Source organism: Peterkaempfera bronchialis, from assembly GCF_003258605.2.
In the GTDB taxonomy this organism is placed as follows: Bacteria; Actinomycetota; Actinomycetes; order Streptomycetales; family Streptomycetaceae; genus Peterkaempfera; species Peterkaempfera bronchialis.
The window spans coordinates 464,920-486,232 of sequence record NZ_CP031264.1 but is presented as its reverse complement, the minus strand read 5'-3'; the positions used below and the strand labels follow the sequence as shown (position 1 = coordinate 486,232).

The window sequence follows — 21,313 nt, the reverse complement described above, 5'->3', positions numbered from 1 at the left end:
CCGGCCTCGCGCGCTGCCCGCTACGCTGGCCGACCGTCGGGCACGGCGATCGGGCACGGCAATCGGGCACGGCGTCACCGAGACGGGGGGGATGGACGATGCGGGCTGCGGCCACCGCGCTCAATCTGGCGCTGCGCTTCCTGCTGGAACTGTGCGCCCTGGCCGCCCTCGGCTACGGCGGGTTCGACGGGTACAACCTGGGCGGGCCGCTGCCGCTGCGGATCGCCCTCGCCGCCGTGCTCCCGTCGGCCGCCGCGCTCCTCTGGGGCCGCTACGCCGCCCCGCGCGCCCCGGTGCGGCGCTCACCCGCCGCTTGGCTGGCCACCCAGCTCGCCGTCATGGGCGCCGCGGTGGCCGCCCTCGCCGCCACCGGCCATCCGCTGCTCGCGGGCGTATTCGCCGCCGTCCTGGTGGCCAACACCGCCGCCCTCGCCACCCTCGGTGCCTGGCACCCACCCCGCCCCGGCGCCCCCGGCTGACCCCGGACCGCCGGGCTATTCGTTCCACCACCGCCGTACGCCGCCCTCGCCGTCGCGGGCCGTCTGCTGTTCGCGGGCGTCTTCGCCGCCGTCCTGGTGGCCAATGCCGCCGCCCCCGGCTGACCCCGGACCGCCTGGGCATCCGCTCACCCGCCGCCGCGAGGCAGAATCGCCCCATGCGAGCCGATCGACTGCTCTCCCTGCTCCTGCTGCTCCAGAACCGAGGCCGGCTGACCGCCGGGGAGCTGGCGGCCGAGCTGGAGGTGTCGGTCCGCACGGTCTACCGGGATGTCGAGGCGTTGGCCGCCGTCGGCGTCCCGGTCTACGCGGACCGGGGTCCCGACGGCGGCTACCGGCTGCTGGACGGCTACCGCACCCGGCTCACCGGGCTCAACGCCGACGAGGCCGGTTCGCTCTTCCTGGCCGGACTGCCCGGCCCGGCCGCCGAGCTGGGCCTCGGCGCGGAGCTGGCCAGCGCCCGGCTGAAGCTGCTGGCCGCGCTGCCCGCCGAGACCGGGGAGCGGGCCGAGCGCATCCGGGAGCGCTTCCACCTCGACCCCGGCCGCTGGTTCGCCGAAGCCTCCCCGGTGCCGCACCTGGGCACCGTCGCCGACGCCGTCTGGCGGCAGCGCGCGCTGCGCATCCGCTACCGCAAGTGGGGCCCGGCCGAGGTCGACCGCGCCGTGGAGCCGCTGGGCGTGGTCCTCAAGGCCGGCGAGTGGTACCTGGTCGCCGCAGCCGACGGCGGCTTCCGCACCTACCGGGTCGCCCGCATCCTGGCGTGCTCCCAGGGCGACCCCTTCGAACGCCCGCCCGACTTCGACCTGGCCGCCTACTGGGACGGCTGGTCCCGAGGCTTCCAGGAGTCCGCCTATGGGCAGAGCGTGGACATCCTGCTCACCGAGGAGGCCGCCCGCCGGGTGCGGGCCCTCTTCGCCCCCGTCCAGGCCCACGCCGTCGAGGCGGCCGGCGCCCCCGGCCCGGACGGCCGCCTCCGGGTGGCGCTCCCCGTGGAGTCCCTCCGGCACGCGGCCTGGGACCTACTGCGGCTCGGCGCCGGCGCCGAGGTGCTCGGACCCCCCGAACTTCGCGAGCGGATCGCCGCCACCGCACGCGCCACGGCAGAGCTGTACGGGTGACCCGCTCACCATCGACCGCCCGGGCAAAGTTAGGCTGTGACCTGTTCCACAGCATGGGAGCGCTGCCCGCGGCGGCTCACCGCATCGGGAGGCGAGATGGACGAGCGCGCAACCGAGTCCGGCACCGAGCTGCCGGCCCCGTGGCCCGCGGGTCCGGACGCCAGCCTCGCCCTCAACCGGATGGGCAGCTTCGACTGGGAGGTGGACACCGGCCGGATCCACCTGGACGAGCCCGCGCTCAAGGTCTACGGAGTGGCATCCGACGAGTACCACGCCGATCCCACCGTCCTCGCCGCCCGGATGCCCGCCGAGGAGCGGTCCGGCGTACAGGCCAGGATCTCCCAGGCGTTCAAGGACGGCTCCACCGCCTACGGCTTCTACTTCCGGGTGCTGCGCCCCGACGGAGGCCGCCGCTGGCTGCACGCCCAGGGCCATATCCACCGGGGCCCCGACGGCCTGCCGCGCCGGGTGATCGGCATCCTCCGGGACGCCACCGAGGAGCTGGAGCAGGCCGCCGAGCGGCTGTCCGTGGAGCGCGAACGGGACCGCCAGACCAGCGTGGTCGAGGGCACCACCGCCGCGCTGGCCAATGCCATCACCGTCCAGGACGTCACGGCGGTACTGAGCGACCCGGACGGCCTCGGGCGGCTCGGCGCGGCCAGCCTGGTCCTCGGGGTGGTCGAGGGCGGCCGGATACAGGTGATCGCGGAGGGCCGGGAGGGCACCCTGGTCCCCGAGCTGGAGTGGTCGCGGATCGAGGACGACTACCCGCTGAGCGAGGTGGTCCGCACCACGGCGCCCGTCTTCCTGACCTCCGCCGACGAGTTCGCGAAGCGCTATCCGCACCTGTGGCCCCACATCAGCCCGCTCGGTGTCTCCGCCGCCGCCTATCTGCCGCTGGTCGCCCAGAGCCGCGCGATCGGCGGCCTCGGCCTGCTCTACCGCGACAAGGACGCCTTCACCGCCGAGGAGCGCAACCTGCTGGTCGCGCTCAGCAGCGGCATCGCGCAGAGCCTGCAACGGGCGGTGCTCTTCGACCAGGAGCACGACCTGGCCAAGGGCCTCCAGAACGCCATGCTGCCGCGCAGCCTCCCCCAGGTGCCCGGCGTCGCCGTGGCGGCCCGCTACCGCTCCGCCCGCCTCGGCCGGGACATCGGCGGCGACTGGTACGACGCCGTCCCGCTGCCGGGCGGCCGGGTCGGGGTGATGGTCGGCGACGTCCAGGGCCATGACACCCATGCCGCCGCCGTCATGGGGCAGCTGCGGATCGCCCTGCGCGCCTACGCCGCCGAGGGCCACTCGCCGGCCACCGTGATGGCCCGCGCCTCGGTCTTCCTCTGCGAGCTGGACACCGAGCGCTTCGCCACCTGCGTCTACGCCGACGTGGACCCCGCCGACGGCGCGGTGCGGGTGGTGCGGGCCGGGCATATCGCGCCCATGCTGCGCCATACCGACGGCTGGTGCCGCCAGGTCCCCGGCCCGGTGGGGCTGCCGCTGGGGCTCTCCGCCCAGTTCGGCGACCTGGAGTACCCGGTCACCGCCTTTGAGCTCGCCCCGGGGGAGAGCCTGCTGCTGTGCAGCGACGGCCTGGTGGAGAAGCCCGGCGGGGACCTGGACGACGGCATGGACCTGCTCGGCCGGGTCGTCCACCAGGGGCCGGGCGACCTGGAGAAGCTGGCCGACCGGCTCTGCGAGGTGATGACGGAGCAGACCGGTGGCGAGGACGACATGGCGCTGCTGCTGCTCAGCCGGGAGGAGGGCACCGCCGCCGAGCAGGCCCGCTTTCTGCACCAGTACATCGCCCCGGGCGACCCCCAGGCGCTGATCGCCGCCCGCCATCTGATCCGCGAGGCGGCGCGGGCCTGGGGTGTCCCCGAGCGGTCCGACGAGATCGAGCTGGTCGCCGACGAACTGGTCACCAATGCGCTGCGGCACACCGACGGCGGGGCGCTGCTGAGCCTGCGGCTGCTGACCGGGCCTCACCGCCGGCTGAGGGTCGAGGTGCAGGACCGCTCCAGCGCCCTGCCCCGCCGCCGCGAGCCGGGCTGGGAGGCCACCTCGGGGCGCGGCATGCTGCTGGTCGACCGGGTCGCCGATGTGTGGGGGGTGGACCCGCGCGGCACCGGCAAGTGCGTCTGGAGCGAGTTCGTGGTCGGCCGCGACGCCGAGGACTGACCCCCGCCCGGTGCCTTCAGCGGTCTCGGGCCGGGGCGCCGATCGCCCGTACCGCGACATGGGCCAGCCAGCCGAGCGCGGCGCCCACCGCGTACCAGGGCAGGTCCGCCGGGTCGAAGGTGGAACCCAGCACCATCCGGGCCGGCCAGCTCCGGGCGGACAGCTCCGCGGGCACCCCGCTGAGCTGGAGGAACTCCACCGCCCAGCTCACCCCCAGGGCCACCCCGGCCACCATGACCGGCCGTGCCCGGGGCGCCGCCACCACCACCAGCGTGTACACCAGCACCGTGTAGAGCGCCGTCCCGGACCGCGCCGCGAACTCGCCGCCCACCACCGACCTGACCGCCAGCCCGGCGGCCACCGTCAGCAATGCGGCCCCGGCCGCAGCCGCCCTGGTCCGCAGGGGCCGCCCGGCTGCCGTGCCGATCCGTATGCCGTCCACGGGCAGTGACCCTACCGGTGGGGGCCGGGAGTGTGGATCAGCCGTTCACATCGACGTCGTCGAAGAGTTCCAGCATCCGGCTGAGGACCCGTACGCAGGCCGCGACGTCGGCCTCGGTGAGGTCGCCGCCGACCTGGCGCAGCAGGGCGCGCTCGCGGGTGGTCACGGCGGTGATGGCCGCCCGGCCGTCGTCGGTCAGCCGGATGAGCGAGGACCGCTGGTGGGCGGGGTTCGGGAGGGCTTCGACCAGGTGCTGCGCCATGGCGTCATTGACCATGCGCTGTACGAACTGGCGGCTCAGCGCCTGGGCGCGGCCCATCTGCGGCACGGTCATGGGCCCGTGCTCGCGGAGCAGGTCCAGCACGGCGCGTACGCCGATGGAGAGCCCCTGGATCGGCGCGTCCTGCTCGACCTTGCGCTGCACCCGCCGGTACAGCGGCCCCACCAGGGCGAACACCTCCATGAGCCGGTGGGAGAGGTCATCGGGCGCGAGGGGCGGGTCGAGGTCGGTCACCCGACCATGATGACACCTCGGTTGCCAATGTCGGGAGAAGATGACACCTTGGTTGTCATGAATGACGCCTCCGACATCTTCACCTTCGCGTCCGAGGACGGCCTCCTCGCCTACCGCGACACCGGCGCCGGCCGACCGCTGGTGCTGCTGCACGGCGGCTACCTGGACCACACCATGTGGGACGACCAGGTGCCGGTCCTCGCACGCCACCACCGGGTGATCGCACCGGACGCCCGGGGACACGGCGCCTCCGCCAATGCGAGCAGGCCCTTCCGCCAGACCGACGACCTCGCCGCGCTGCTGCGCCACCTCGGGGTCGGCCCCGCCGTCCTCGCCGGGGTGTCGATGGGGGCGACGATCGCGGTCGACACCGCACTGGTCCACCCGGACCTGGTACGCGCGCTGGTCATCAGCGGCGGCGGCACCAGCGCACCCGAACTCCACGACCCCTGGGCCAGGGACGTCCAGGCCGCCCAGGCCCGCGCACTGGCAGCAGGCGACATCGAGGGCTGGATCGACGGGTCCGCGCTCTGGGCGGCCGGGCCGCACCGCACACTCGACGACATCGACCCCGCGGTCGTACGACGGCTGCGGGAGATGGCGCGGCGGACCATCACCAAGCACACCGCCGCCGAACCGGACCACCACCGCCCCGTGCCCGACACCGCGACCCGCGCCAAGGAGATCACCGTCCCCGTCCTGGCCGTCAACGGCGCCCTCGACACGCCAGACCTCGCGGCCATAGCCGAACGCATCGCCACCACCGTGCCCGACGGCCGCATCACGACCATCGAGGGCGCCGCCCACATGCCCACCATGGAGCAGCCGGACGCCTACAACCGGATCCTTGAGGACTTCCTGCGCACCGTCTACGCGGAGGAGCGCTGACCCCTGGCACCCCGAGAGCCGGGGCGGGACGGCACCGGCTCGGCCGGACGGGGGGTCGACCGGCGTCGGGCCCGCCACAGGGAGACGGTGCTGAAGAGGCCGGTGGCGACGATCAGTCCCGCCGACAGCAGGAAGGCGGGGGAGGTGGGGGAGGCCGCCGAGGCGCCGGCGACCACATAGGCGGCCGTACCCGGGACCACGCCGACCGCCGTCGCGGTGAGGAACACCAGCGGCCGCACGCCGGAGAAGGCCGCGCCGTAGTTGGCGGCGGCGAACGGGACGCCGGGGATGATGCGCAGCAGCAGGACGCTGCGGAAGCCCTGGTGGGTCAGCCGCCGGTCGAGGGCGGCGAGCACCTTGGTACGCAGCAGCGGGCGCAGCGCATCGCGGCCGAGTCCGCGCCCCAGCGCGAAGGCGAGCGCCGCGCCGAGGGTGGTGCCGGCGACGGCCAGTGCCAGCCCCTGGTGGATGCCGAAGAGGGCTCCCGCTGCGGCGTTGAGCACCGGCTTGGGCACAAAGGCGAGGGTGCTGAGCGCGAAGAGTACGGCAAAGGCCGGGCCCGCCCAGGGGGCCGGGACCAGCCCGGTGAAGCCGGGGGAGAGCAGTCGCTGCGGGCTCCAGAGCAGCAGTGAGCAGGCGGCGGCGGACAGCAGCAGCACCAGCAGGGCGAGCCGGGCCCGAGGCGGGAGCAGTGCGCGGGCGGCACGCGGCGGCGGTTCTTCGGGCACGCGTGGAGCGTAGCCGGATCCGGGTTCTGGTCCTATGGCCGCAGGTGGTCGGCCGTATGGCTTGGCTGACGGACCGTCACCGAACCGTACGCACCTGGGGCAGGCGGAAAACCGTGGTGCCGCCGCCGGGCCGGGGACTACGGTCTCTCCCGCCGGGATCCGCCCACCGGCGTGGGGAGGGCCGCAGCGATGACCGCCGCAGAGCTGCTGCTGGGCACCGTCGTGCTGGTCGGTGCCTCCGTGCAGCGCGTCACCGGCATCGGCTTCGCGCTGGTCACCGCGCCCGCGCTGGCGCTGCTGGTCGGCCCCGGCCAGGGCGTCCTGGTCTCCAACTGCGCCGCCGGGGCGATCAGCGCCGTCGGGCTCTGCGGGGGCTGGCGCCGGGTGCGGGTCTCCGCGATGGTGCCGCTGGTACTGGCCGCCGCCTGTACCGTCCCGGCCGGGGCCTGGGTCGCCGACCGGCTGCCCGAACGGGTCCTGCTCACCGCCATCGGCCTCACCGTCACCGCCGCCGTGCTGCTGGTGATCGGCGGCGTGCGGGTCGCCGCGCTGCGGGGACGGGCCGGGGCGGTGGTGGCCGGTGCGGCCAGCGGGTTCCTCAACTCCTCGGCCGGAGTGGGCGGCCCTGCCCTCTCCCTCTATGCGGTGAACGCCCGGTGGCCGGTACGGGAGTTCGTCCCCAATGCGCAGTTCTACGGGGTGCTGGTCAACCTCTTCTCGATCGCCGCCAAGGGCCTGCCCGCACTCGCGGCCCCGGGCTGGCTGCTGGTGGCGTCGGGGGTGGCAGGCGGTGCCGTGCTGGGGCGGCTGCTCGGCGACCGGCTCTCCGAGCGGCAGGCCCGGCGGCTGGTGCTGGGTCTGGCGCTGCTGGGCGCCCTGGCCACGCTGGCCAAGGGCGTCCTGGGCTGAGACCGGCCGGGCGGGCTCAGGGCGGGACCGCCGCTCAGGGCGAGACGGCCGGGGTGTCGGAGGGCGCGGCGGCGCCGGCCGACACCGTCACCGCCGCCCGCCGCAGGGCGCCGGCCGACAGCACCAGCGCCGACACCAGCGCGGTGACCAGCATGAAGGAGACGGTGAGCGAGGTGGCCTGGGCCAGCAGCCCGATCGCCGCCGGGGCGACCAGCCCGGAGGTGTAGGTGATGGTGGCCACGCCCGCGATGGACTGGCTGGGATTGGGTCCGCTCTTGCCGGCGGCGGCGAACGCCAGCGGAACCACCACCGCGATTCCCACCCCGAGCAGCGCGAAGCCGGGGATTGCCAGCGCCGGGCTCTCCGACACCACCACCAGCAGACCGCCGACGGTGGCCACCGCACCGCTCAGCCGCACGGTACGCACCGGGCCCAGCCGCCGCACCACGGCGTCGCCCGCGAGCCGGGCTCCGGCCATGGTGAACGCGAACCCCGAGTAGCACGCCGCCGCGACCCCCGCCGACGCCCCGGTGATGTCCCGCAGGTAGACGGCGCACCAGTCGGCGCTGCCGCCCTCGGCGAAGACCGCGCAGAAGCCGACCAGCCCGATGGCCAGCGCCGACCTGGGCGGCAGCGCGAACCTCGGCGGCGCCTCCTCCTCGGCGGCGGGCCGTACGTCCAGCAGGTGGCGGCAGACCAGCCGGCCGCCGACGACCAGCAGCGCCGCCATCACCCCGAGGTGCAGCCGGGCGTCGATCCCGGCGTGGGCGGCCAGGACGCCGAAGCCGGAGGCCACCAGCCCGCCGACGCTCCACATCCCGTGCAGCCCCGACATGATCGACCGGCCGAACCGCTGCTCGACCTCCACGCCCTGCGCGTTCATGGCGACATCCGCCATGCCGGCGGTCGCGCCGAAGAGCAGCAGCGCCGGGCAGAACCAGGGCAGGCCGGGGGCGGCGGCGGGCAGCGCCAGCGCGGCGCACCAGAGCGCCAGCAGTCCCCGGACGGCCGCCCGGCCGCCGTAGCGGTGCACGATCCGGCTGGCCAGCGGCATCGCCAGGGACGCGCCGATTGCGGGCATCATCAGGGCGACGCCGAGTTCGCCGGAACTCAGGTGCAGCCGCTCCTGCATCCAGGGGATACGGGTCGCGAAGCTGCCGGTGACGGCCCCGTGCAGGGCGAAGACCACGGCCACGGCGACCCTGGCCCTCTGTACGGCGGTTCTGTCCTCGGCGGCTCCGCCCATGGCGGCTCCTGCGGCGCGCTGGTCCATGCGTGAGTGTCCTCCCCCGGTGCGCGGCTGCGCGACCCTGCGGTGGTGTGTCCGGTCGACGGTGGTGCAGGCGATTCCTGCGGAGGGAAAACTATCAGGAAGGGTCCCTGATAGAAATACCCATCGCCGTCTGGGAGGATGCGGCCCCATGACCATCGCGCGTCCGGCCACCCCGAGCACAGCCCGCGCCATCAACGACCGGCTGGCGCTCGGCCTGCTGCTGGACCAGGGCCCGCTCACCGCCACCCAGCTCAAGGAACTCACCGGGCTCTCCCGCCCGACCGTCGCCGACCTCCTGGAACGGCTCCAGTGCGCCGGGCTGGTCACCGTCGTGGGGGAGTCCGGCGCGGCCCGGCGCGGCCCCAATGCCAAGCTGTACGGGCTGGTGGCCGGACGCGCCCATATCGCCGGCGTCGATGTACGCACCGTCAGCGTCGGCCTTGCCGTCGCCGACCTCACCGGCCGCACCCGCGCCACCGCCGAACTCGCCGTCGCCCCCGACGGCGCCACCCCCGGCTCCCTGGTCGACGACGCCGTACGGGCCCTCGCCGACGCCGCCCGCCGGGCCGGCGCCGCCACCCTGCACACCATCGCCGTGGGCGCCCCCGGGCTGGTCGACCCCGCCACCGGCGAACTCAACCCCACCGGCTGCCTGCCCCGCTGGCACGCCGACCTGGTGCACGCCCTGCGCGACCGGCTCGGCGCCCCCGTGCTGCTGGAGAACGAGGTCAACCTGGCCGGCATCGCCGAGCAGCGGCTCGGCGCGGCCCGCGACCGCGACACCTTCGTACTGCTCTGGCTCGGCCATGGCGTCGGCGCCGCCGTCGTCCTGGACGGCAGGCTGCGCCGGGGAGCCTCCGGCGGCACCGGCGAGATCGGCTTCCTGCCCGTATCCGGCGCCTCCGGGTCGCCCGCCTCGGCCGTCCGCGACGGCGACTTCCACGCCCTGGCCGGTGGCGCCGCCGTCTGCGCGCTCGCCCGCGCCCACGGCCTCCCCGCCGCCTCCGCCGATGACGCCCCGGCCGCCGAGGCCGCCGTACGCGCGGCCGTGGCCGCCGGACCTGCGGGCGAGCCGTTCCTGGACGCCCTCGCCGAGCGGGTCGCGCTGGGCGCCGCCGCGCTCTGCGTGGTGCTCGATCCGGGGTGTGTGGTCCTCGGCGGCGAAGTCGGCCGGGCCGGCGGAACCGCTCTCGCCGACCGGGTGGCCCGGCGCCTCGCCGACATCTTCCCGCTGCGTACCGAGGTCCGCCCCGGCACGGTGGCCGGCAGCGCCGTGCTCGGCGGCGCTGTGCTCACTGCCCTGGACGCGGTCCACCGGGATCTCTTCGGCACGCCCTGAGGGGCCGCCGGTGAAGCCGCCGGTGGGAGGCCCGCAGATGGTAGGCCGTCAGTGGGAGGCGTCCGCCGTGTGCTGTACGGAGCGTCCGGAGCCGCTTTCGGGGGCGTGCAGCGCGGGGGTGCCCAGCACCACCGAGGCGATCAGTCCGGCTATGACGGTGGCGCCGAAGGCTATCCGCCCGCAGAGCTGCGCCACGGTCGGCCGTGGCCGTGGCGGCGGCGTCACATCGCTCCGGAAGCTGCTGTCCGGCCCCTGGCCCTGGTCCATCGATGGCTCCTCACCCTCATGTCGGCGACCATATGTCCGAATCGCCGAACTTCTGCACGAATGTCAGCTTAGTCGCCGGTACGGGATGCACCCTCCCAGGTGGTCCATGGGGCAGGATTGCGCTGATCACAGCGACGTCCCGAGGAGACCAGATGGCGCAGTCCGGCCGGCCGGTGAACAGCTACCGGATCGGGGAAGCGGCGGCCATGCTCGGCGTGAGCGCCGACACCATGCGCCGCTGGGTGGACGCGGGCCGCATCGCCGCCGAACGGGACGAGCACGGCCACCGCATCGTCCCCGGCGCCCGGCTGGCGGCGTTCGCCCGCGAACTCGCCCGCCAGGAGCACCCGGAGGCGGCCGGTGCCCCCTCGTCCTCCTCCGCCCGCAACCGCTTCCGTGGCATCGTCACCGAGGTGATCCTCGGCGATGTCGCCGCCCAGGTGGAGATCCAGGCCGGGCCGTTCCGGGTGGTCTCCCTGATCAGCCGGGAGTCGGCCGAGGAACTCGGCCTGGAACCCGGCGCCCCGGCGGTGGCCGTGGTGAAGTCCACCAATGTCGTGGTCGAGCGGGGCTGAGGCGAGCCCATGCACCCCGGCATCCCCCGCCCGGCCGAGCCCCGCCCGGCCGAGCCCCGCCCGGCCGCCCTCCGGGCCGTCGCCCACCGAGGCGACCCCTACCGGCACCGCGAGAACACCCTCCCCTCGCTCCGCTCCGCCCTCGCCGCCGGCGCCGACGCGGTGGAGGTGGACGTCCGCCTCACCCGCGACGGCATACCCGTGCTGCTCCACGACCCCACCCTCAGACGCCTCTGGGGCCTGGACCGGCCGCTCGCCGACCTCACCCTCGCCGAACTGCGCCGCCTCGGCGGCCCGGCCGCCGCACCCCGGATCCCGACCCTGGCCGAGGCCCTCACCGCCTTCGCCGACGCCCCGCCGACCCGCACCGGCAGACCCCCGCTGCTGATGGTCGACCTGGACGACGCCGGACCCGCCGCCGCCACCTGCGCCGAGGTCGCCCGGCTCGGCGCGGCCGACCGCGTGGTGTACTGCGGCCCGCCCTCCGCCATGCTCGCCGTACGCCACCACGCCCCCGCCGCCGAGGTCTCGCTCACCTGGCAGACCCCGCTCGCCCCACCGCCCGCGCTGCTGGCCGACCTCCGACCGCATCTGCTCAACCTGCCCTTCGGCCTGGTCACTCCCGCGCTGGTGGACCGCGCCCGCCGCACCGGCCTCCAGGTGAGCGCCTGGACGGTGGACGTCCGCCGCACCATGGCCCGGCTGCTGCGCACCGGAGCCGTCTCGCTCACCACCAACCGGATCGGCGTGCTGCGCGCCCTCATCGACGCCACGGCGACTGCCCCGCCGGGGTGACCGAAAACCACCCCTCCGGGCGATGGGCATGCCCCAGACTGGTGATCCGCCGAGCAAAGGAGCGCCCGCACCATGTCCCGCCAGTCGGCCCAGCACACCGGCGCAGCCGACCGCCGCGTCCGCGTCCTGGGCACCCCCGTCGACTCCTACCCGCCGGTCGCACCCGAGGCAGAGCGCGGCTCGGTGCGCCGGGTCACCATGGTCGGCGAGGAGATCCTGCACCGGCCGTGCCGGGCCGCCGTGGAGTTCGGCACCGAGGAACTGGCGACGCTGATCGACGACATGTTCGCCACCATGCGGGTCGCCGAGGGCTGCGGACTGGCCGCCAACCAGGTCGATGTCGACCTGCGCCTCTTCGTCTACGACTGCTGGGACGAGCACCGCGTCCGGCACGTCGGCCACATCCTCAACCCCGTGCTCGACGACCTCGGTCCCGCCGGACGGAACCTGCTGGAGGACGACGAGGGCTGCCTGTCCGTCCCCGGCCCCCAACTGCCCCTCGCCCGCCCGGACCGGGCCGTGGTGCGCGGCGTCGACCAGCACGGCCGCCCGCTGGTGATCGAGGGCACCGGGTACTTCGCCCGCTGCCTCCAGCACGAGACGGACCACCTGGACGGCCACCTCTACCTCGACCGGCTGGCCAAGCGGGACCGCAAGGAGGCCCTGCGGCGGATGGAGGAGCAGCGCGAGGGCGTCTTCGCCCGCCGCCACGCCCGGGCGCAGGAGCTGGGCAGCCGGAAGGGGTGAGCCCGTCGACCCGTCGAGCCCGGCTCAGTCGGATGGGCTCGCCGGGCCTGTCGGGCCTGTCGCTCTGACCATCCGCTCGGCCAACTCCCTTAGGTGCACCACCAGTTCCGGGGGCTCGTGCACCTCGAACTCCACGCCGAACAGGGCGAGATGGATGGCCAGGGCGCCCAGCGAGTTCGCCCCGGCGCGCAGCGTGCAGCGATGCTCGTCCAAGGGCTCCACCTGGGCCGACGTGGGGCTGGTCCGGGCCCGTACGGCCTCCGCCGGAGCGTGCAGGGTGACCCGCGCCCGGTAGCGGTAGGCCTCGGTCGACACCCCCCGGGAGACCCGCTCGGCGGCGCCCTCCGGCAGCTCCCGGGGCTCGAAGCGCGGACCGGTCGGCAGCGGCTCGGTGATCCGGTCCACCCGGAAGGTACGCCAGTCGTCGCGGTCGGTGTCCCAGGCGACCAGGTACCAGCGCCACCCGGTGCAGACCAGCCGGTGCGGCTCCGCGATCCGGCGGCTCTCCGCGCCGCCGTGGTCCTGGTAGTGGAACCGCGTCCGCATCCGGTCCCGGCAGGCGCTCGCGATCACGGTGAGCAGCTGCGGATCCACCGTCGGGCCGCCCCCGGACAGCGCGACCGTGGCCGTCTGGAGCGCGTTCACCCGCCGGCGCAGCCGGGACGGCAGCACCTGCTCCAGCTTGGCCAGCGCCCGCACCGACGACTCCGCCATCCCCTCCACCGTGCCGCCCGCCGCAGTGCGCAGGCCCACCGCGACCGCGACCGCCTCCTCGTCGTCCAGCAGCAGCGGCGGCAGCGCCGCCCCGGCGCCCAGCCGGTAGCCGCCCGCCGCGCCCAGGGTGGCATGCACGGGATAGCCCAGCTCGCGCAGCCGGTCCACATCCCGCCGTACCGTGCGCGCGGTCACCCCCAGCCGCTCGGCCAGCTCCGGGCCGGTCCAGTCCGGCCGGGTCTGGAGCAGGGACAGCAGGCGCAGCAACCGCGCGGAAGTCTGAAGCACGGCACCCACTCTGCCAGCCGTCGCGGACACCCCCCGTCCGCAGTGTGCGGTCAGGCCCCGGGACCGGCCAACTGCTCGGCCCGGGCGGCCTGCTCCAGCAGCAGGAACGCCAACCCCCGGGCCTCCTGCGGGCTGAGCCCCGCCCACGCCCGGGAGGCCCCGCCGCGCTCCGGACCCACGTCCAGCGCGACCCGGGCGAACGGGCCGCCCGCCGCGCCGATGCAGAGCGGCGCCACCGCGATCCGCCGCCCGCAGGCCGTCACCACGGCTGCGGCCGCCGCCGTCGCGGCGGCATAGGGGCGGCCTGCCGGGTCGAAGTGGTGGCTGGGCTGGTCCTGGGGCCCGGCGGTGGTCATGGCGTCCTCACACTCTCTCGGCACACGCGGTTCCCCTCGTTCAGCGTCCCCGGGCGCCCACTCATTCCTGGCCCCCCACCCGGGGCAACAGCGCGGCTCGCGACGGTCGGAGTTGCGCAGTCAACTGCCCTGCGGCCCGGCCTCATTAGTCCTCTGCTGCCCACTGCCCCGAGTACGCGGGCCCGGGTTGCCGGTGGTGCTTGGCCAGGGCTGCGCTGGTGTCGGCGGTCGCCGTTCGGAGGCTTTGCTGTGTGTGCTGCGGGGCCGTCCCTACCGGTGGTGCTTCGCCAGGGCCTCGCAGGTGTGGGCGGTCACTGCCCGGTCGAGTGGCGTCGGCCAGGCCGTCGCCGACGGTCGTGCTTTGCCCCCGCGCCAGCGTTATCCGGGGACGGCATCCCGTGCGGGGTACCGCCTGAGCGGCGGCGGCATCCACCGGCCGTGGTGGTGCGCCCGGTCCACCTGGAGGCGGCGTCGTCGGGGCAGTTGTACCGCCGCCAGCCGGACCCCAGAATGACGCCATGTCAGCCACCGGAACCGACGCCTACACGGACCTCCGCGACCTGCCGCCGCTGGTCGAGCGCGCGGTACGGGCCGCCCGGCGGAGCGGCTTCGCCTATTCCTGCCGCCCCGAGCAGGGCCGCCTCCTTCAGGCACTCGCCGCAGGTGCCCCCGGCCCGACCGGTCTGATCGGGGAGACCGGTACCGGGCTCGGGGTGGGACTGGCCTGGCTGGCCTCCGGTGCCCGCGACGGGGTCCGCCTGGTGAGCGTGGAACGCGACCCCGAGCGGGCCCGCCTCGCCGCCGAGGTCTTCGCCGACCACCCGCAGGTGCGGATCGTGCCGGGGGAGTGGCAGGCGATCACCGGCCATGGACCGTTCGACCTGCTGGTCCTGGACGGAGGCGGCCAGGGCAAGGACGACACCCCGGCCGACCCCGAACGGCTGCTCACCCCGGGCGGGACGCTGGTGGTCGACGACTTCACCCCTTCCGACACCTGGCCGCCCCAGCACTGCGGCGCCCCCGACACCGCCCGGATGCACTGGCTCGGCCACCCCGCCCTGCGTGCCACCGAACTCCGCCTGGCCCCGGACCTCTCCACCGTGGTGGCGGTCCGCGCCCCCCGCTGACCCGGCCGGAGGCAGCCTCGCCACTTGGCGGCCCTTGCCCCGCGTGCCACTGAATTCCGCCTGGCCCCGGCCCGGAGGCACCCCCGCTGCCAAGGCCCCGCCGGGGCGCGGCCGTCTCAGCGCCAGTCGGCGGCGAAGGCCCGGCCGGGTTGGCCGTGAAGACCAGGTCGGCCAGGTCGTCCCCGCGTTCCCGGGCGAGGGCCGGGCGCAGCCGCCGCAGTAGGAAGGGCATGCCCGGGCCGCCGCCGGTGGCCGCGCGGGCGTCGGGCGTGGTGGTGTCCCCGCCCAGCAGCAGCCGGTCCGCGTACCCGGCGTCGGCCAGGGCGGTCAGCACATCCAGCAGCCGCCAGTCGGTGGCGTGGTTGGCATGTGACGGGCCGTCAAAGGCGAGGTACGCGCCCCGCTCGGCGGCCTGCCGGTGGACTCGCAGGTCCGGCGAGCGGTTGAGGTCCCCAGGATGACCCGGCCGGGCGCCACCCCCAGGTCACCAGCCCTCCCCGAGGGGCAAGGCGCCGCTCACCACTGCCGCCCCTCGGGCAGGGCGTCCAGCTCCGGCCGGCAGAGGTGCAGCACCTCATAGCGCGCCTCGGCGACGCCCGGCCGCTCCGGAGTGTCCGGTCCAGCGTGCTCCCAGACCGTGAAGGAGACCAGCTCCCAGTGGCGGGGGTCGACGGCCAGCGCCGTGCAGTGCACCCCCGCCGTCCCGCCGAGCCGGGTCAGCTCACCCAGCGCACCGTCGACGGCCTCGGCGGGGTCGGCGTCCGCCGGGAGGCGCCAGGTGCGCCGTACGGCAGCGCGCGGGGCCGAGGCCGACGCCGGGCCCCGAGCGAAGCCCAGCCCGGTCCAGTGCTGGACGGCGGGGCGGCCGAAGTCGTCGCGGATGCCCCGGAAGCCGGGGCCCCAGAGGAAGCGGTTCATGGCGTCGGGGGCCGCCCACAGATAGAAGGGGGTGTACTGGTTGACCGGCGAGCCGTCGACGCCGCGCTCCCGGATGCCGTACGCCTTCAGCCCCAGGCCGGGGAAGTCGTCCAGCAGCGCCCCCCTGGTCGCCACCCGGTGCCGGATGGTCGTCATGTCGTAGTCGGCGGGCAGGGTGATCTCGTACTGCATGGCGTGCACGGGCCGGTTCCCCTCAGGCATGGGCGGCCAGCAGGGCGAGCGCCCCCCTGACCGCGCGATCGAACGGCTCGGCGGAGTCCGCGGACCGGGCCAGCACATAGCCGCCCTGTACGACGGCGACCACCGCCGCCGCCGTCTCGGCAGGGTCCAGGGCGGCGGTGAACTCCCCGCGCCGCTGCCCTTCGGCCAGCACCTCCGCGATCCGGCCGGTCAGCCAGGCGAAGGTCTCCGCCAACGGTTCCCGCAGGGCGGGGCTGGCGATGACGTCGGGGTCCGCCCGACGAGTGCATGCGGCCACCGCCGACCCCGCATCGCGGGACCGGCGGCGCATTGCGACGGGGGGTTACTTGCTGAGCGCCGGCGCCGTGGCGCCGGTGGAGGCGGCGGCGTCCGGTCCGGTCCGGGGGCGCAGCAGCCGGTTGTCGAGCGCCGCGGCGCCGGGGCCGAGGACGGCGATCGCCAGGAAGGCCCAGCAGAACATGGCGGCCGCTTCACCGCCGTTCTGGATCGGCATCAGGGCGTGCTCCTGGTGCACGGTGAAGTACGCGTACGCCATCGAGCCCGAGCAGAGCAGGGCGGCGGGGCGGGAGAACAGGCCGAAGGCGACCAGGATGCCGCCGACGAATTCGATGAGCGAGGCCCACCAGCCGGGCCACTCCAGCAGGGCCGGGGCGTGGCCGCCCTGGGCCCCGCCGAGGACGCCGAAGAGGGTGGCGATGCCGTGGCAGGTGAAGAGCAGTGCGACGACCACCCGGAAGAGGCCGAGGGTCAGGTGGGTCCAGCGTTGGGGCAGGGGTGAGTTCACAGGGGGGCTCCAGAGGTTCGGAGGCGCGGCGGGGGGCGAGGACGTATGGGAGCGCTCCCATAGCTCGCGGTTGCACACCGGGCGATGCGTCCGAGTATCTCCATGAAGCCAGCATTGTCCGGGTCTCGTCAAGACTATGCGGGAGGCAGATCATCTTCGTCCCGCGTCGGGGTGCGGACCCTCCGGGTGCCCGGCGGCAGGGTGCCGGTGGCGTCCGCCCGGTCCAGGTAGTCCAGCAGCACTCGCCGCAGCTCGCGGGCGGCTCGCGGCGGCTCGACGTCCTTGCGGTGGGCGAGGCCGATGGTGCGCTGGAGACCTTCGCCGGCGAACGGGGTCACCTGGACGAAGGCCCGCCGGTCCGCGATCATGCTGGGCAGCACCGCGAGCCCCAGCCCCGCCTCGGTGAACCCCAGCACCGCGTCCATCTCGCCGCCCTCCACCGCCAGGGTCGGCTCGAAGCCGGCCGCCCGGCAGGCGCCCACCGTGAACTCGCGCAGGTCGTACCCGCGCCGGAACATCACCATGGGCCGGCCCTCCAGGTCCTCCACCCGCACCCGCTGCCCGTCCACCACGGGCGGCGACCCGGCGGCGGAGACCACCACCAGCTCCTCGCGCAGCAGCTCGGTGGTGGCCAGCGCCGGGTCGTGGCTCTGCAACGGCAGGATGATCAGCGCCAGGTCCAGGCTGCCGGTGGCCAGCTCCCGTACCAGGTCCCGGGAGCCGCCCTCCTCGATCAGCAGCTGGATGCCGGGGTAGCGGCGGTGGTAGGCGCGCAGCACCTCGGGCAGCAGGCCGGTGCAGAGGCTCGGGGTGGCGCCCAGCCGGACCCGGCCGCGCCGCAGCTGGGCCAGCTCCTGCACCTCATGGCGGGCGGTGTCGGCATCGGCCAGGATCCGCCGGGCCAGCGGCAGCAGCGCCTCGCCGGCGTCGGTGAGGGCGATGTTGCCCCGGGCGCGGCTGAACAGTTCGGCGCCCAACTCCCGCTCCAGCGAACGGATCTGCTGGGAGAGCGAGGGCTGGGCGACATGGGCCCGCTCGGCGGCGCGGGTGAAGTGCCGGGTCTCGGAAACGGCCACGAAGTAGACCAACTGCTGCAACTGCACGGCTCCACGATAGCTCTTCCCTATCGGAACCAGCCGTTCCATGTCTTGGACCTGTCGGCGGACCCGGTCGTAACGTCTGAGGACATGGCTCTGGCGACTCGGACGGCACGAACGTCCGCTCTTCGCACGCTGTGGGGTTCCACCGTCGGCAAGAAGACGGTCATGGCCACCACGGGCGTGATCATGCTGCTTTTCCTGATCGTGCACATGCTCGGCAATCTGAAGATCTTCTTCGGCCCGGACGACTTCAACAGCTACGCCGGGTGGCTGCGGACCATCGGCGAGCCCGTGCTGCACACCGGCTGGTACCTGTGGATCCAGCGCACCGCGCTGGTGCTCTGCGTGGTGCTGCACGCGGTCGCCGCGTACCAGCTCAGCCGGCGCGACCTCAAGGCCCGCCCGCAGCGCTACGCCCACCGGCCGCCGGCCCGGGCCAGCTACGCCACCCGCACCATGCGCTGGGGCGGGGTGATCCTGGGCCTCTTCATCGTCTGGCACATCCTCGACCTGACCACCGGCACGGTGAACCCCCTCGGGCAGCAGGGCCACCCGTACCAGAACGTGGTCGCCGACTTCCGGAACTGGTACGCCGACGTCATCTACATCGTGGCGATGCTCGCCGTCGGCCTGCACATCCGGCACGGCTTCTGGAGCGCCGCCCAGACGCTCGGCGCCAACAACCGGGGCCGCGACCGTGCCCTGAAGGCGACGGCCGACATCCTGGCGGCGGTGCTGACCGTCGGCTTCCTCATCGTGCCCGTCGCCGTGATGACCGGACTGGTGGACTGACCATGACCTCGCACACCGACACCCCCTACGCCGACTACACCGTGGGCGACCCGATCGCCGACACCAAGGCGCCCGCCGGCCCCGTCCATGAGCGCTGGGACAGCCGGCGCTTCTCCGCGAAGCTGGTCAACCCGGCCAACCGCCGCAAGCACCGGATCATCATCGTGGGCACCGGCCTGGCCGGCGGCTCCGCCGGGGCCACCCTCGCCGAGCAGGGCTACCAGGTGGTCCAGTTCTGCTACCAGGACTCCCCGCGCCGCGCCCACTCCATCGCGGCCCAGGGCGGCATCAACGCGGCCAAGAACTACCGCAACGACGGCGACTCCGTGCACCGCCTCTTCTACGACACCGTCAAGGGCGGCGACTTCCGCGCCCGCGAGTCCAACGTCCACCGCCTCGCCCAGGTCTCGGTGCAGATCATCGACCAGTGCGTCGCCCAGGGCGTCCCCTTCGCCCGCGAGTACGGCGGCCTGCTGGACACCCGCTCCTTCGGCGGCGTCCAGGTCTCCCGCACCTTCTACGCCCGTGGCCAGACCGGCCAGCAACTGCTGCTCGGCGCCTACCAGGCGCTCTCCCGGCAGATCGACGCCGGGGCCGTGGAGATGCACCCGCGCACCGAGATGCTGGACCTGATCGTCATCGACGGCCGGGCCCGCGGCATCGTCGCCCGCGACCTGGTCAGCGGACGGGTCTCGGTGCACCTGGCCGATGCCGTGGTGCTCGCCTCCGGCGGCTACGGCAATGTCTTCTACCTCTCCACCAACGCCAAGAACTCCAACGCCACCGCGATCTGGCGGGCCCACCGGCGCGGCGCGTACTTCGGCAACCCCTGCTACACCCAGATCCACCCCACCTGCATCCCGCGCTCCGGCGACCACCAGTCCAAGCTGACCCTGATGAGCGAGTCGCTGCGCAACGACGGCCGCATCTGGGTCCCCAAGGCCAAGGGCGACACCCGGTCCCCGGAGCTGATACCCGAGGACGAGCGCGACTACTACCTGGAGCGGATCTACCCGTCCTTCGGCAACCTGGTGCCGCGCGACATCGCCTCCCGCGCCGCCAAGAACGTCTGCGACGAAGGCCGTGGCGTCGGCCCCGGCGGCCAGGGCGTCTACCTGGACTTCGCCGACGCCATCGCCCGGATGGGCCGGGAGAAGGTCGCCGAGAAGTACGGCAACCTCTTCGAGATGTACGAGCGCATCACCGCCGAGGACCCCTACACCCGGCCGATGCGGATCTACCCGGCCGTCCACTACACCATGGGCGGCCTCTGGGTGGACTACGACCTCCAGACCACCGTCCCCGGACTCTTCGCCATCGGTGAGGCCAACTTCTCCGACCACGGCGCCAACCGGCTCGGCGCCAGCGCCCTGATGCAGGGCCTGGCCGACGGCTACTTCGTGCTGCCCGCCACCATCAACGACTACCTCGCCCGGCACCCGCACGACGAGGTGTCCCCCGACCACCCGGCCGTCACCGAGGCCGTCGCCGAGACCGAGGACCGGCTGAATCTGCTGCTCTCCATCGACGGCGACCGCACCCCGGACTCCTTCCACCGCGAACTGGGGGAGCTGATGTGGGAGCAGTGCGGGATGGCGCGCAGCGAGGCGGGTCTGCGCAAGGCGCTGGAGCGCATCCCCGCGCTGCGCGACGAGTTCTGGCGGCGGGTCAAGGTGCCCGGCAGCGGCGCCGAGCTCAACCAGTCGCTGGAGAAGGCCAACCGGATCGCCGACTACTTCGAGCTGGCCGAGCTGATGTGCCTGGACGCGCTGCACCGCGCCGAGTCCTGCGGCGGGCACTTCCGCGAGGAGTCCCAGACCCCCGACGGCGAGGCCCGGCGCGACGACGAGCGCTTCTCCTATGCCGCCGCCTGGGAGTACACCGGCGGCGGGGCGCCCGTCCTGCACAAGGAAGACCTGGTCTTCGAGTACGTCCACCCCACCCAGCGGAGCTACGCGTGAACCTCACCCTGCGCATCTGGCGCCAGCGCTCGCCCGAGCAGGACGGCGCCATGACCACCTACCGGGTCGAGGGGATCAGCCCCGACATGTCCTTCCTGGAGATGCTGGACGTCCTCAACGAGGAGCTGATCCTGCGCGGCGACGAGCCCGTGGCCTTCGACCACGACTGCCGCGAGGGCATCTGCGGCGCCTGCGGCATGGTCATCAACGGCCAGGCCCACGGCCCGGAGCGGACCACCACCTGCCAGCTCCATATGCGGCACTTCCAGGACGGCGACACCATCGACGTGGAGCCATGGCGGGCCGCCGCCTTCCCGGTGGTCAAGGACCTGGTGGTGGACCGCTCCGCCTTCGACCGGATCGTCGGCTCCGGCGGCTACATCACCGCCCCCACCGGCTCGGCGCCCGAGGCGCACGCCACGGCCGTCCCCAAGGCAGCCGCCGACACCGCCTTCGAGCACGCGGAGTGCATCGGCTGCGGCGCCTGCGTGGCGGCCTGCCCCAACGGCTCGGCGATGCTCTTCACCTCGGCCAAGGTCGTCCACCTCAATGTGCTGCCGCAGGGCGCCCCGGAGCGTGAGTCGCGGGTGCTGGACATGGTGGCGGCCATGGACGAGCAGGGGTTCGGCGGCTGCACCAACACCGGGGAGTGCGCCACCGCCTGCCCCAAGGGCATCCCGCTGCCGTCCATCGCCGCCATGAACCGCGAGTATCTGCGGGCCCTCCGCAAGGGCACCTCCGGGCGGGTCTGACCACCCGGGCCGGTCCCCTTCCGGCCTCG

The 21,313-nt window shown here is 74.3% G+C and carries 24 protein-coding genes; 13 read left to right on the top strand and 11 right to left on the bottom strand.

Annotation, left to right across the window (positions count from 1 at the left end):
• Window positions 1–98 precede the first annotated feature (98 nt).
• The 3 genes from C7M71_RS02195 to C7M71_RS02185 all read left to right on the top strand — a co-directional run bounded on the left by C7M71_RS02195 (window position 99) and on the right by C7M71_RS02185 (window position 3,793).
• Entirely contained in the window at window positions 99–479 is a 381-nt protein-coding gene (locus C7M71_RS02195) for a YrdB family protein (RefSeq protein WP_114914134.1), read from the top strand.
• 176 nt (window positions 480–655) lie between these two features.
• Window positions 656–1,618 carry a helix-turn-helix transcriptional regulator gene (locus C7M71_RS02190; protein ID WP_111490922.1) on the top strand — a complete coding sequence of 321 codons (963 nt, stop codon included), beginning with the start codon at window positions 656–658 and terminating at the stop codon, window positions 1,616–1,618.
• Window positions 1,619–1,714: 96 nt separating this feature from the next.
• Window positions 1,715–3,793 (top strand): SpoIIE family protein phosphatase, encoded by a 2,079-nt coding sequence (locus C7M71_RS02185; protein WP_111490921.1) that lies wholly within the window; start codon window positions 1,715–1,717, stop codon window positions 3,791–3,793.
• A gap of 16 nt (window positions 3,794–3,809) precedes the next feature.
• Here the strand turns inward: C7M71_RS02185 and C7M71_RS02180 are convergent, their stop codons facing one another.
• Entirely contained in the window at window positions 3,810–4,226 is a 417-nt protein-coding gene (locus C7M71_RS02180) for a ribosomal maturation YjgA family protein (RefSeq protein ID WP_407675968.1), read from the bottom strand.
• Between the two features lie 46 nt (window positions 4,227–4,272).
• Window positions 4,273–4,698, bottom strand: a complete 426-nt coding sequence (locus C7M71_RS02175; protein ID WP_175607768.1) for a MarR family winged helix-turn-helix transcriptional regulator — start codon at window positions 4,696–4,698, stop codon at window positions 4,273–4,275.
• 108 nt (window positions 4,699–4,806) lie between these two features.
• Between C7M71_RS02175 and C7M71_RS02170 the strand changes: the two genes are divergently transcribed.
• A complete protein-coding gene (locus C7M71_RS02170) occupies window positions 4,807–5,637 on the top strand; it encodes an alpha/beta fold hydrolase (RefSeq protein ID WP_111490918.1) in 831 nt (276 codons plus the stop codon).
• Here the strand turns inward: C7M71_RS02170 and C7M71_RS02165 are convergent.
• Entirely contained in the window at window positions 5,619–6,365 is a 747-nt protein-coding gene (locus tag C7M71_RS02165; RefSeq protein WP_111490917.1) for a TVP38/TMEM64 family protein, read from the bottom strand. The genes C7M71_RS02170 and C7M71_RS02165 overlap by 19 nt on opposite strands.
• A gap of 189 nt (window positions 6,366–6,554) precedes the next feature.
• Here C7M71_RS02165 and C7M71_RS02160 point away from each other — a divergent pair, with 189 nt between their 5' ends.
• Complete coding sequence (locus C7M71_RS02160; protein ID WP_111490916.1) at window positions 6,555–7,274, top strand: sulfite exporter TauE/SafE family protein; 720 nt, start codon at window positions 6,555–6,557, stop codon at window positions 7,272–7,274.
• Between the two features lie 34 nt (window positions 7,275–7,308).
• Here the strand turns inward: C7M71_RS02160 and C7M71_RS02155 are convergent, their stop codons facing one another.
• Complete coding sequence (locus C7M71_RS02155) at window positions 7,309–8,547, bottom strand: MFS transporter (protein WP_229758481.1); 1,239 nt, start codon at window positions 8,545–8,547, stop codon at window positions 7,309–7,311.
• A 148-nt stretch (window positions 8,548–8,695) separates the two neighbouring features.
• On the opposite strand from C7M71_RS02155, the gene C7M71_RS02150 reads away from it, so the two are divergent.
• A complete protein-coding gene (locus C7M71_RS02150; RefSeq protein ID WP_111490914.1) occupies window positions 8,696–9,886 on the top strand; it encodes an ROK family transcriptional regulator in 1,191 nt (396 codons plus the stop codon).
• Window positions 9,887–9,934: 48 nt separating this feature from the next.
• Here C7M71_RS02150 and C7M71_RS02145 read toward each other — a convergent pair whose 3' ends face one another.
• A complete protein-coding gene (locus C7M71_RS02145; RefSeq protein ID WP_111490913.1) occupies window positions 9,935–10,153 on the bottom strand; it encodes a hypothetical protein in 219 nt (72 codons plus the stop codon).
• Window positions 10,154–10,305: 152 nt separating this feature from the next.
• Between C7M71_RS02145 and C7M71_RS02140 the strand changes: the two genes are divergently transcribed.
• From C7M71_RS02140 to def, 3 genes are all read left to right on the top strand, one after another.
• The gene (locus tag C7M71_RS02140) at window positions 10,306–10,728 is read left to right on the top strand and encodes a TOBE domain-containing protein (protein WP_175607619.1); all 423 of its coding nucleotides are present in this window, start codon (window positions 10,306–10,308) and stop codon (window positions 10,726–10,728) included.
• 9 nt (window positions 10,729–10,737) lie between these two features.
• A complete protein-coding gene (locus C7M71_RS02135; RefSeq protein WP_111490912.1) occupies window positions 10,738–11,523 on the top strand; it encodes a glycerophosphodiester phosphodiesterase in 786 nt (261 codons plus the stop codon).
• Window positions 11,524–11,595: 72 nt separating this feature from the next.
• Window positions 11,596–12,270, top strand: coding sequence for a peptide deformylase (def, locus tag C7M71_RS02130; protein WP_111490911.1), 675 nt, complete (start codon window positions 11,596–11,598; stop codon window positions 12,268–12,270).
• Window positions 12,271–12,294: 24 nt separating this feature from the next.
• Here def and C7M71_RS02125 read toward each other — a convergent pair whose 3' ends face one another.
• Together C7M71_RS02125 and C7M71_RS02120 are read right to left on the bottom strand one after the other, a co-directional pair.
• Window positions 12,295–13,272: a helix-turn-helix transcriptional regulator gene (locus C7M71_RS02125; RefSeq protein ID WP_162824104.1), complete on the bottom strand. Its 978-nt coding sequence runs from the start codon at window positions 13,270–13,272 to the stop codon at window positions 12,295–12,297.
• Window positions 13,273–13,322: 50 nt separating this feature from the next.
• The gene (locus C7M71_RS02120; protein ID WP_229758480.1) at window positions 13,323–13,628 is read right to left on the bottom strand and encodes a hypothetical protein; all 306 of its coding nucleotides are present in this window, start codon (window positions 13,626–13,628) and stop codon (window positions 13,323–13,325) included.
• Window positions 13,629–14,146: 518 nt separating this feature from the next.
• Here C7M71_RS02120 and C7M71_RS02115 point away from each other — a divergent pair.
• On the top strand, window positions 14,147–14,755 hold the full coding sequence (locus tag C7M71_RS02115) for an O-methyltransferase (protein WP_111490909.1): 609 nt from the start codon (window positions 14,147–14,149) through the stop codon (window positions 14,753–14,755).
• A gap of 516 nt (window positions 14,756–15,271) precedes the next feature.
• Here the strand turns inward: C7M71_RS02115 and C7M71_RS02110 are convergent.
• From C7M71_RS02110 to C7M71_RS02095, 4 genes are all read right to left on the bottom strand, one after another.
• The gene (locus C7M71_RS02110; protein ID WP_111490908.1) at window positions 15,272–15,874 is read right to left on the bottom strand and encodes a DUF4865 family protein; all 603 of its coding nucleotides are present in this window, start codon (window positions 15,872–15,874) and stop codon (window positions 15,272–15,274) included.
• Between the two features lie 13 nt (window positions 15,875–15,887).
• Complete coding sequence (locus tag C7M71_RS02105) at window positions 15,888–16,172, bottom strand: TetR family transcriptional regulator C-terminal domain-containing protein (RefSeq protein ID WP_407675846.1); 285 nt, start codon at window positions 16,170–16,172, stop codon at window positions 15,888–15,890.
• A gap of 45 nt (window positions 16,173–16,217) precedes the next feature.
• Complete coding sequence (locus tag C7M71_RS02100; protein ID WP_229758479.1) at window positions 16,218–16,679, bottom strand: DoxX family protein; 462 nt, start codon at window positions 16,677–16,679, stop codon at window positions 16,218–16,220.
• Between the two features lie 134 nt (window positions 16,680–16,813).
• Window positions 16,814–17,782 carry a LysR family transcriptional regulator gene (locus C7M71_RS02095; protein WP_229758478.1) on the bottom strand — a complete coding sequence of 323 codons (969 nt, stop codon included), beginning with the start codon at window positions 17,780–17,782 and terminating at the stop codon, window positions 16,814–16,816.
• A gap of 84 nt (window positions 17,783–17,866) precedes the next feature.
• Here C7M71_RS02095 and C7M71_RS02090 point away from each other — a divergent pair, with 84 nt between their 5' ends.
• Genes C7M71_RS02090 through C7M71_RS02080 form a run of 3 tightly spaced genes read left to right on the top strand, consistent with a single transcriptional unit; the run spans window position 17,867 to window position 21,284 of the window.
• Complete coding sequence (locus tag C7M71_RS02090) at window positions 17,867–18,571, top strand: succinate dehydrogenase cytochrome b subunit (protein WP_111490906.1); 705 nt, start codon at window positions 17,867–17,869, stop codon at window positions 18,569–18,571.
• A 2-nt stretch (window positions 18,572–18,573) separates the two neighbouring features.
• On the top strand, window positions 18,574–20,532 hold the full coding sequence (locus tag C7M71_RS02085; RefSeq protein ID WP_111490905.1) for a fumarate reductase/succinate dehydrogenase flavoprotein subunit: 1,959 nt from the start codon (window positions 18,574–18,576) through the stop codon (window positions 20,530–20,532).
• Window positions 20,529–21,284 carry a succinate dehydrogenase/fumarate reductase iron-sulfur subunit gene (locus C7M71_RS02080; RefSeq protein ID WP_111490904.1) on the top strand — a complete coding sequence of 252 codons (756 nt, stop codon included), beginning with the start codon at window positions 20,529–20,531 and terminating at the stop codon, window positions 21,282–21,284. The genes C7M71_RS02085 and C7M71_RS02080 overlap by 4 nt, the downstream gene beginning before the upstream one ends.
• The last annotated feature ends 29 nt before the right edge of the window (window positions 21,285–21,313 follow it).

Bases quoted from the DNA above. Each gene is read 5' to 3' on its own strand.
- C7M71_RS02120 (WP_229758480.1), bottom strand. From the start codon at position 13,628: ATGACCACCGCCGGGCCCCAGGACCAGCCCAGCCACCACTTCGACCCG.
- C7M71_RS02170 (WP_111490918.1), top strand. From the start codon at position 4,807: ATGAATGACGCCTCCGACATCTTCACCTTCGCGTCCGAGGACGGCCTC.
- C7M71_RS02190 (WP_111490922.1), top strand. From the start codon at position 656: ATGCGAGCCGATCGACTGCTCTCCCTGCTCCTGCTGCTCCAGAACCGA.
- C7M71_RS02185 (WP_111490921.1), top strand. From the start codon at position 1,715: ATGGACGAGCGCGCAACCGAGTCCGGCACCGAGCTGCCGGCCCCGTGG.
- C7M71_RS02090 (WP_111490906.1), top strand. From the start codon at position 17,867: ATGGCTCTGGCGACTCGGACGGCACGAACGTCCGCTCTTCGCACGCTG.
- def (WP_111490911.1), top strand. From the start codon at position 11,596: ATGTCCCGCCAGTCGGCCCAGCACACCGGCGCAGCCGACCGCCGCGTC.
- C7M71_RS02085 (WP_111490905.1), top strand. From the start codon at position 18,574: ATGACCTCGCACACCGACACCCCCTACGCCGACTACACCGTGGGCGAC.
- C7M71_RS02115 (WP_111490909.1), top strand. From the start codon at position 14,147: ATGTCAGCCACCGGAACCGACGCCTACACGGACCTCCGCGACCTGCCG.
- C7M71_RS02155 (WP_229758481.1), bottom strand. From the start codon at position 8,547: ATGGACCAGCGCGCCGCAGGAGCCGCCATGGGCGGAGCCGCCGAGGAC.
- C7M71_RS02150 (WP_111490914.1), top strand. From the start codon at position 8,696: ATGACCATCGCGCGTCCGGCCACCCCGAGCACAGCCCGCGCCATCAAC.
- C7M71_RS02195 (WP_114914134.1), top strand. From the start codon at position 99: ATGCGGGCTGCGGCCACCGCGCTCAATCTGGCGCTGCGCTTCCTGCTG.
- C7M71_RS02140 (WP_175607619.1), top strand. From the start codon at position 10,306: ATGGCGCAGTCCGGCCGGCCGGTGAACAGCTACCGGATCGGGGAAGCG.
- C7M71_RS02175 (WP_175607768.1), bottom strand. From the start codon at position 4,698: ATGGAGGTGTTCGCCCTGGTGGGGCCGCTGTACCGGCGGGTGCAGCGC.
- C7M71_RS02160 (WP_111490916.1), top strand. From the start codon at position 6,555: ATGACCGCCGCAGAGCTGCTGCTGGGCACCGTCGTGCTGGTCGGTGCC.
- C7M71_RS02135 (WP_111490912.1), top strand. From the start codon at position 10,738: ATGCACCCCGGCATCCCCCGCCCGGCCGAGCCCCGCCCGGCCGAGCCC.
- C7M71_RS02145 (WP_111490913.1), bottom strand. From the start codon at position 10,153: ATGGACCAGGGCCAGGGGCCGGACAGCAGCTTCCGGAGCGATGTGACG.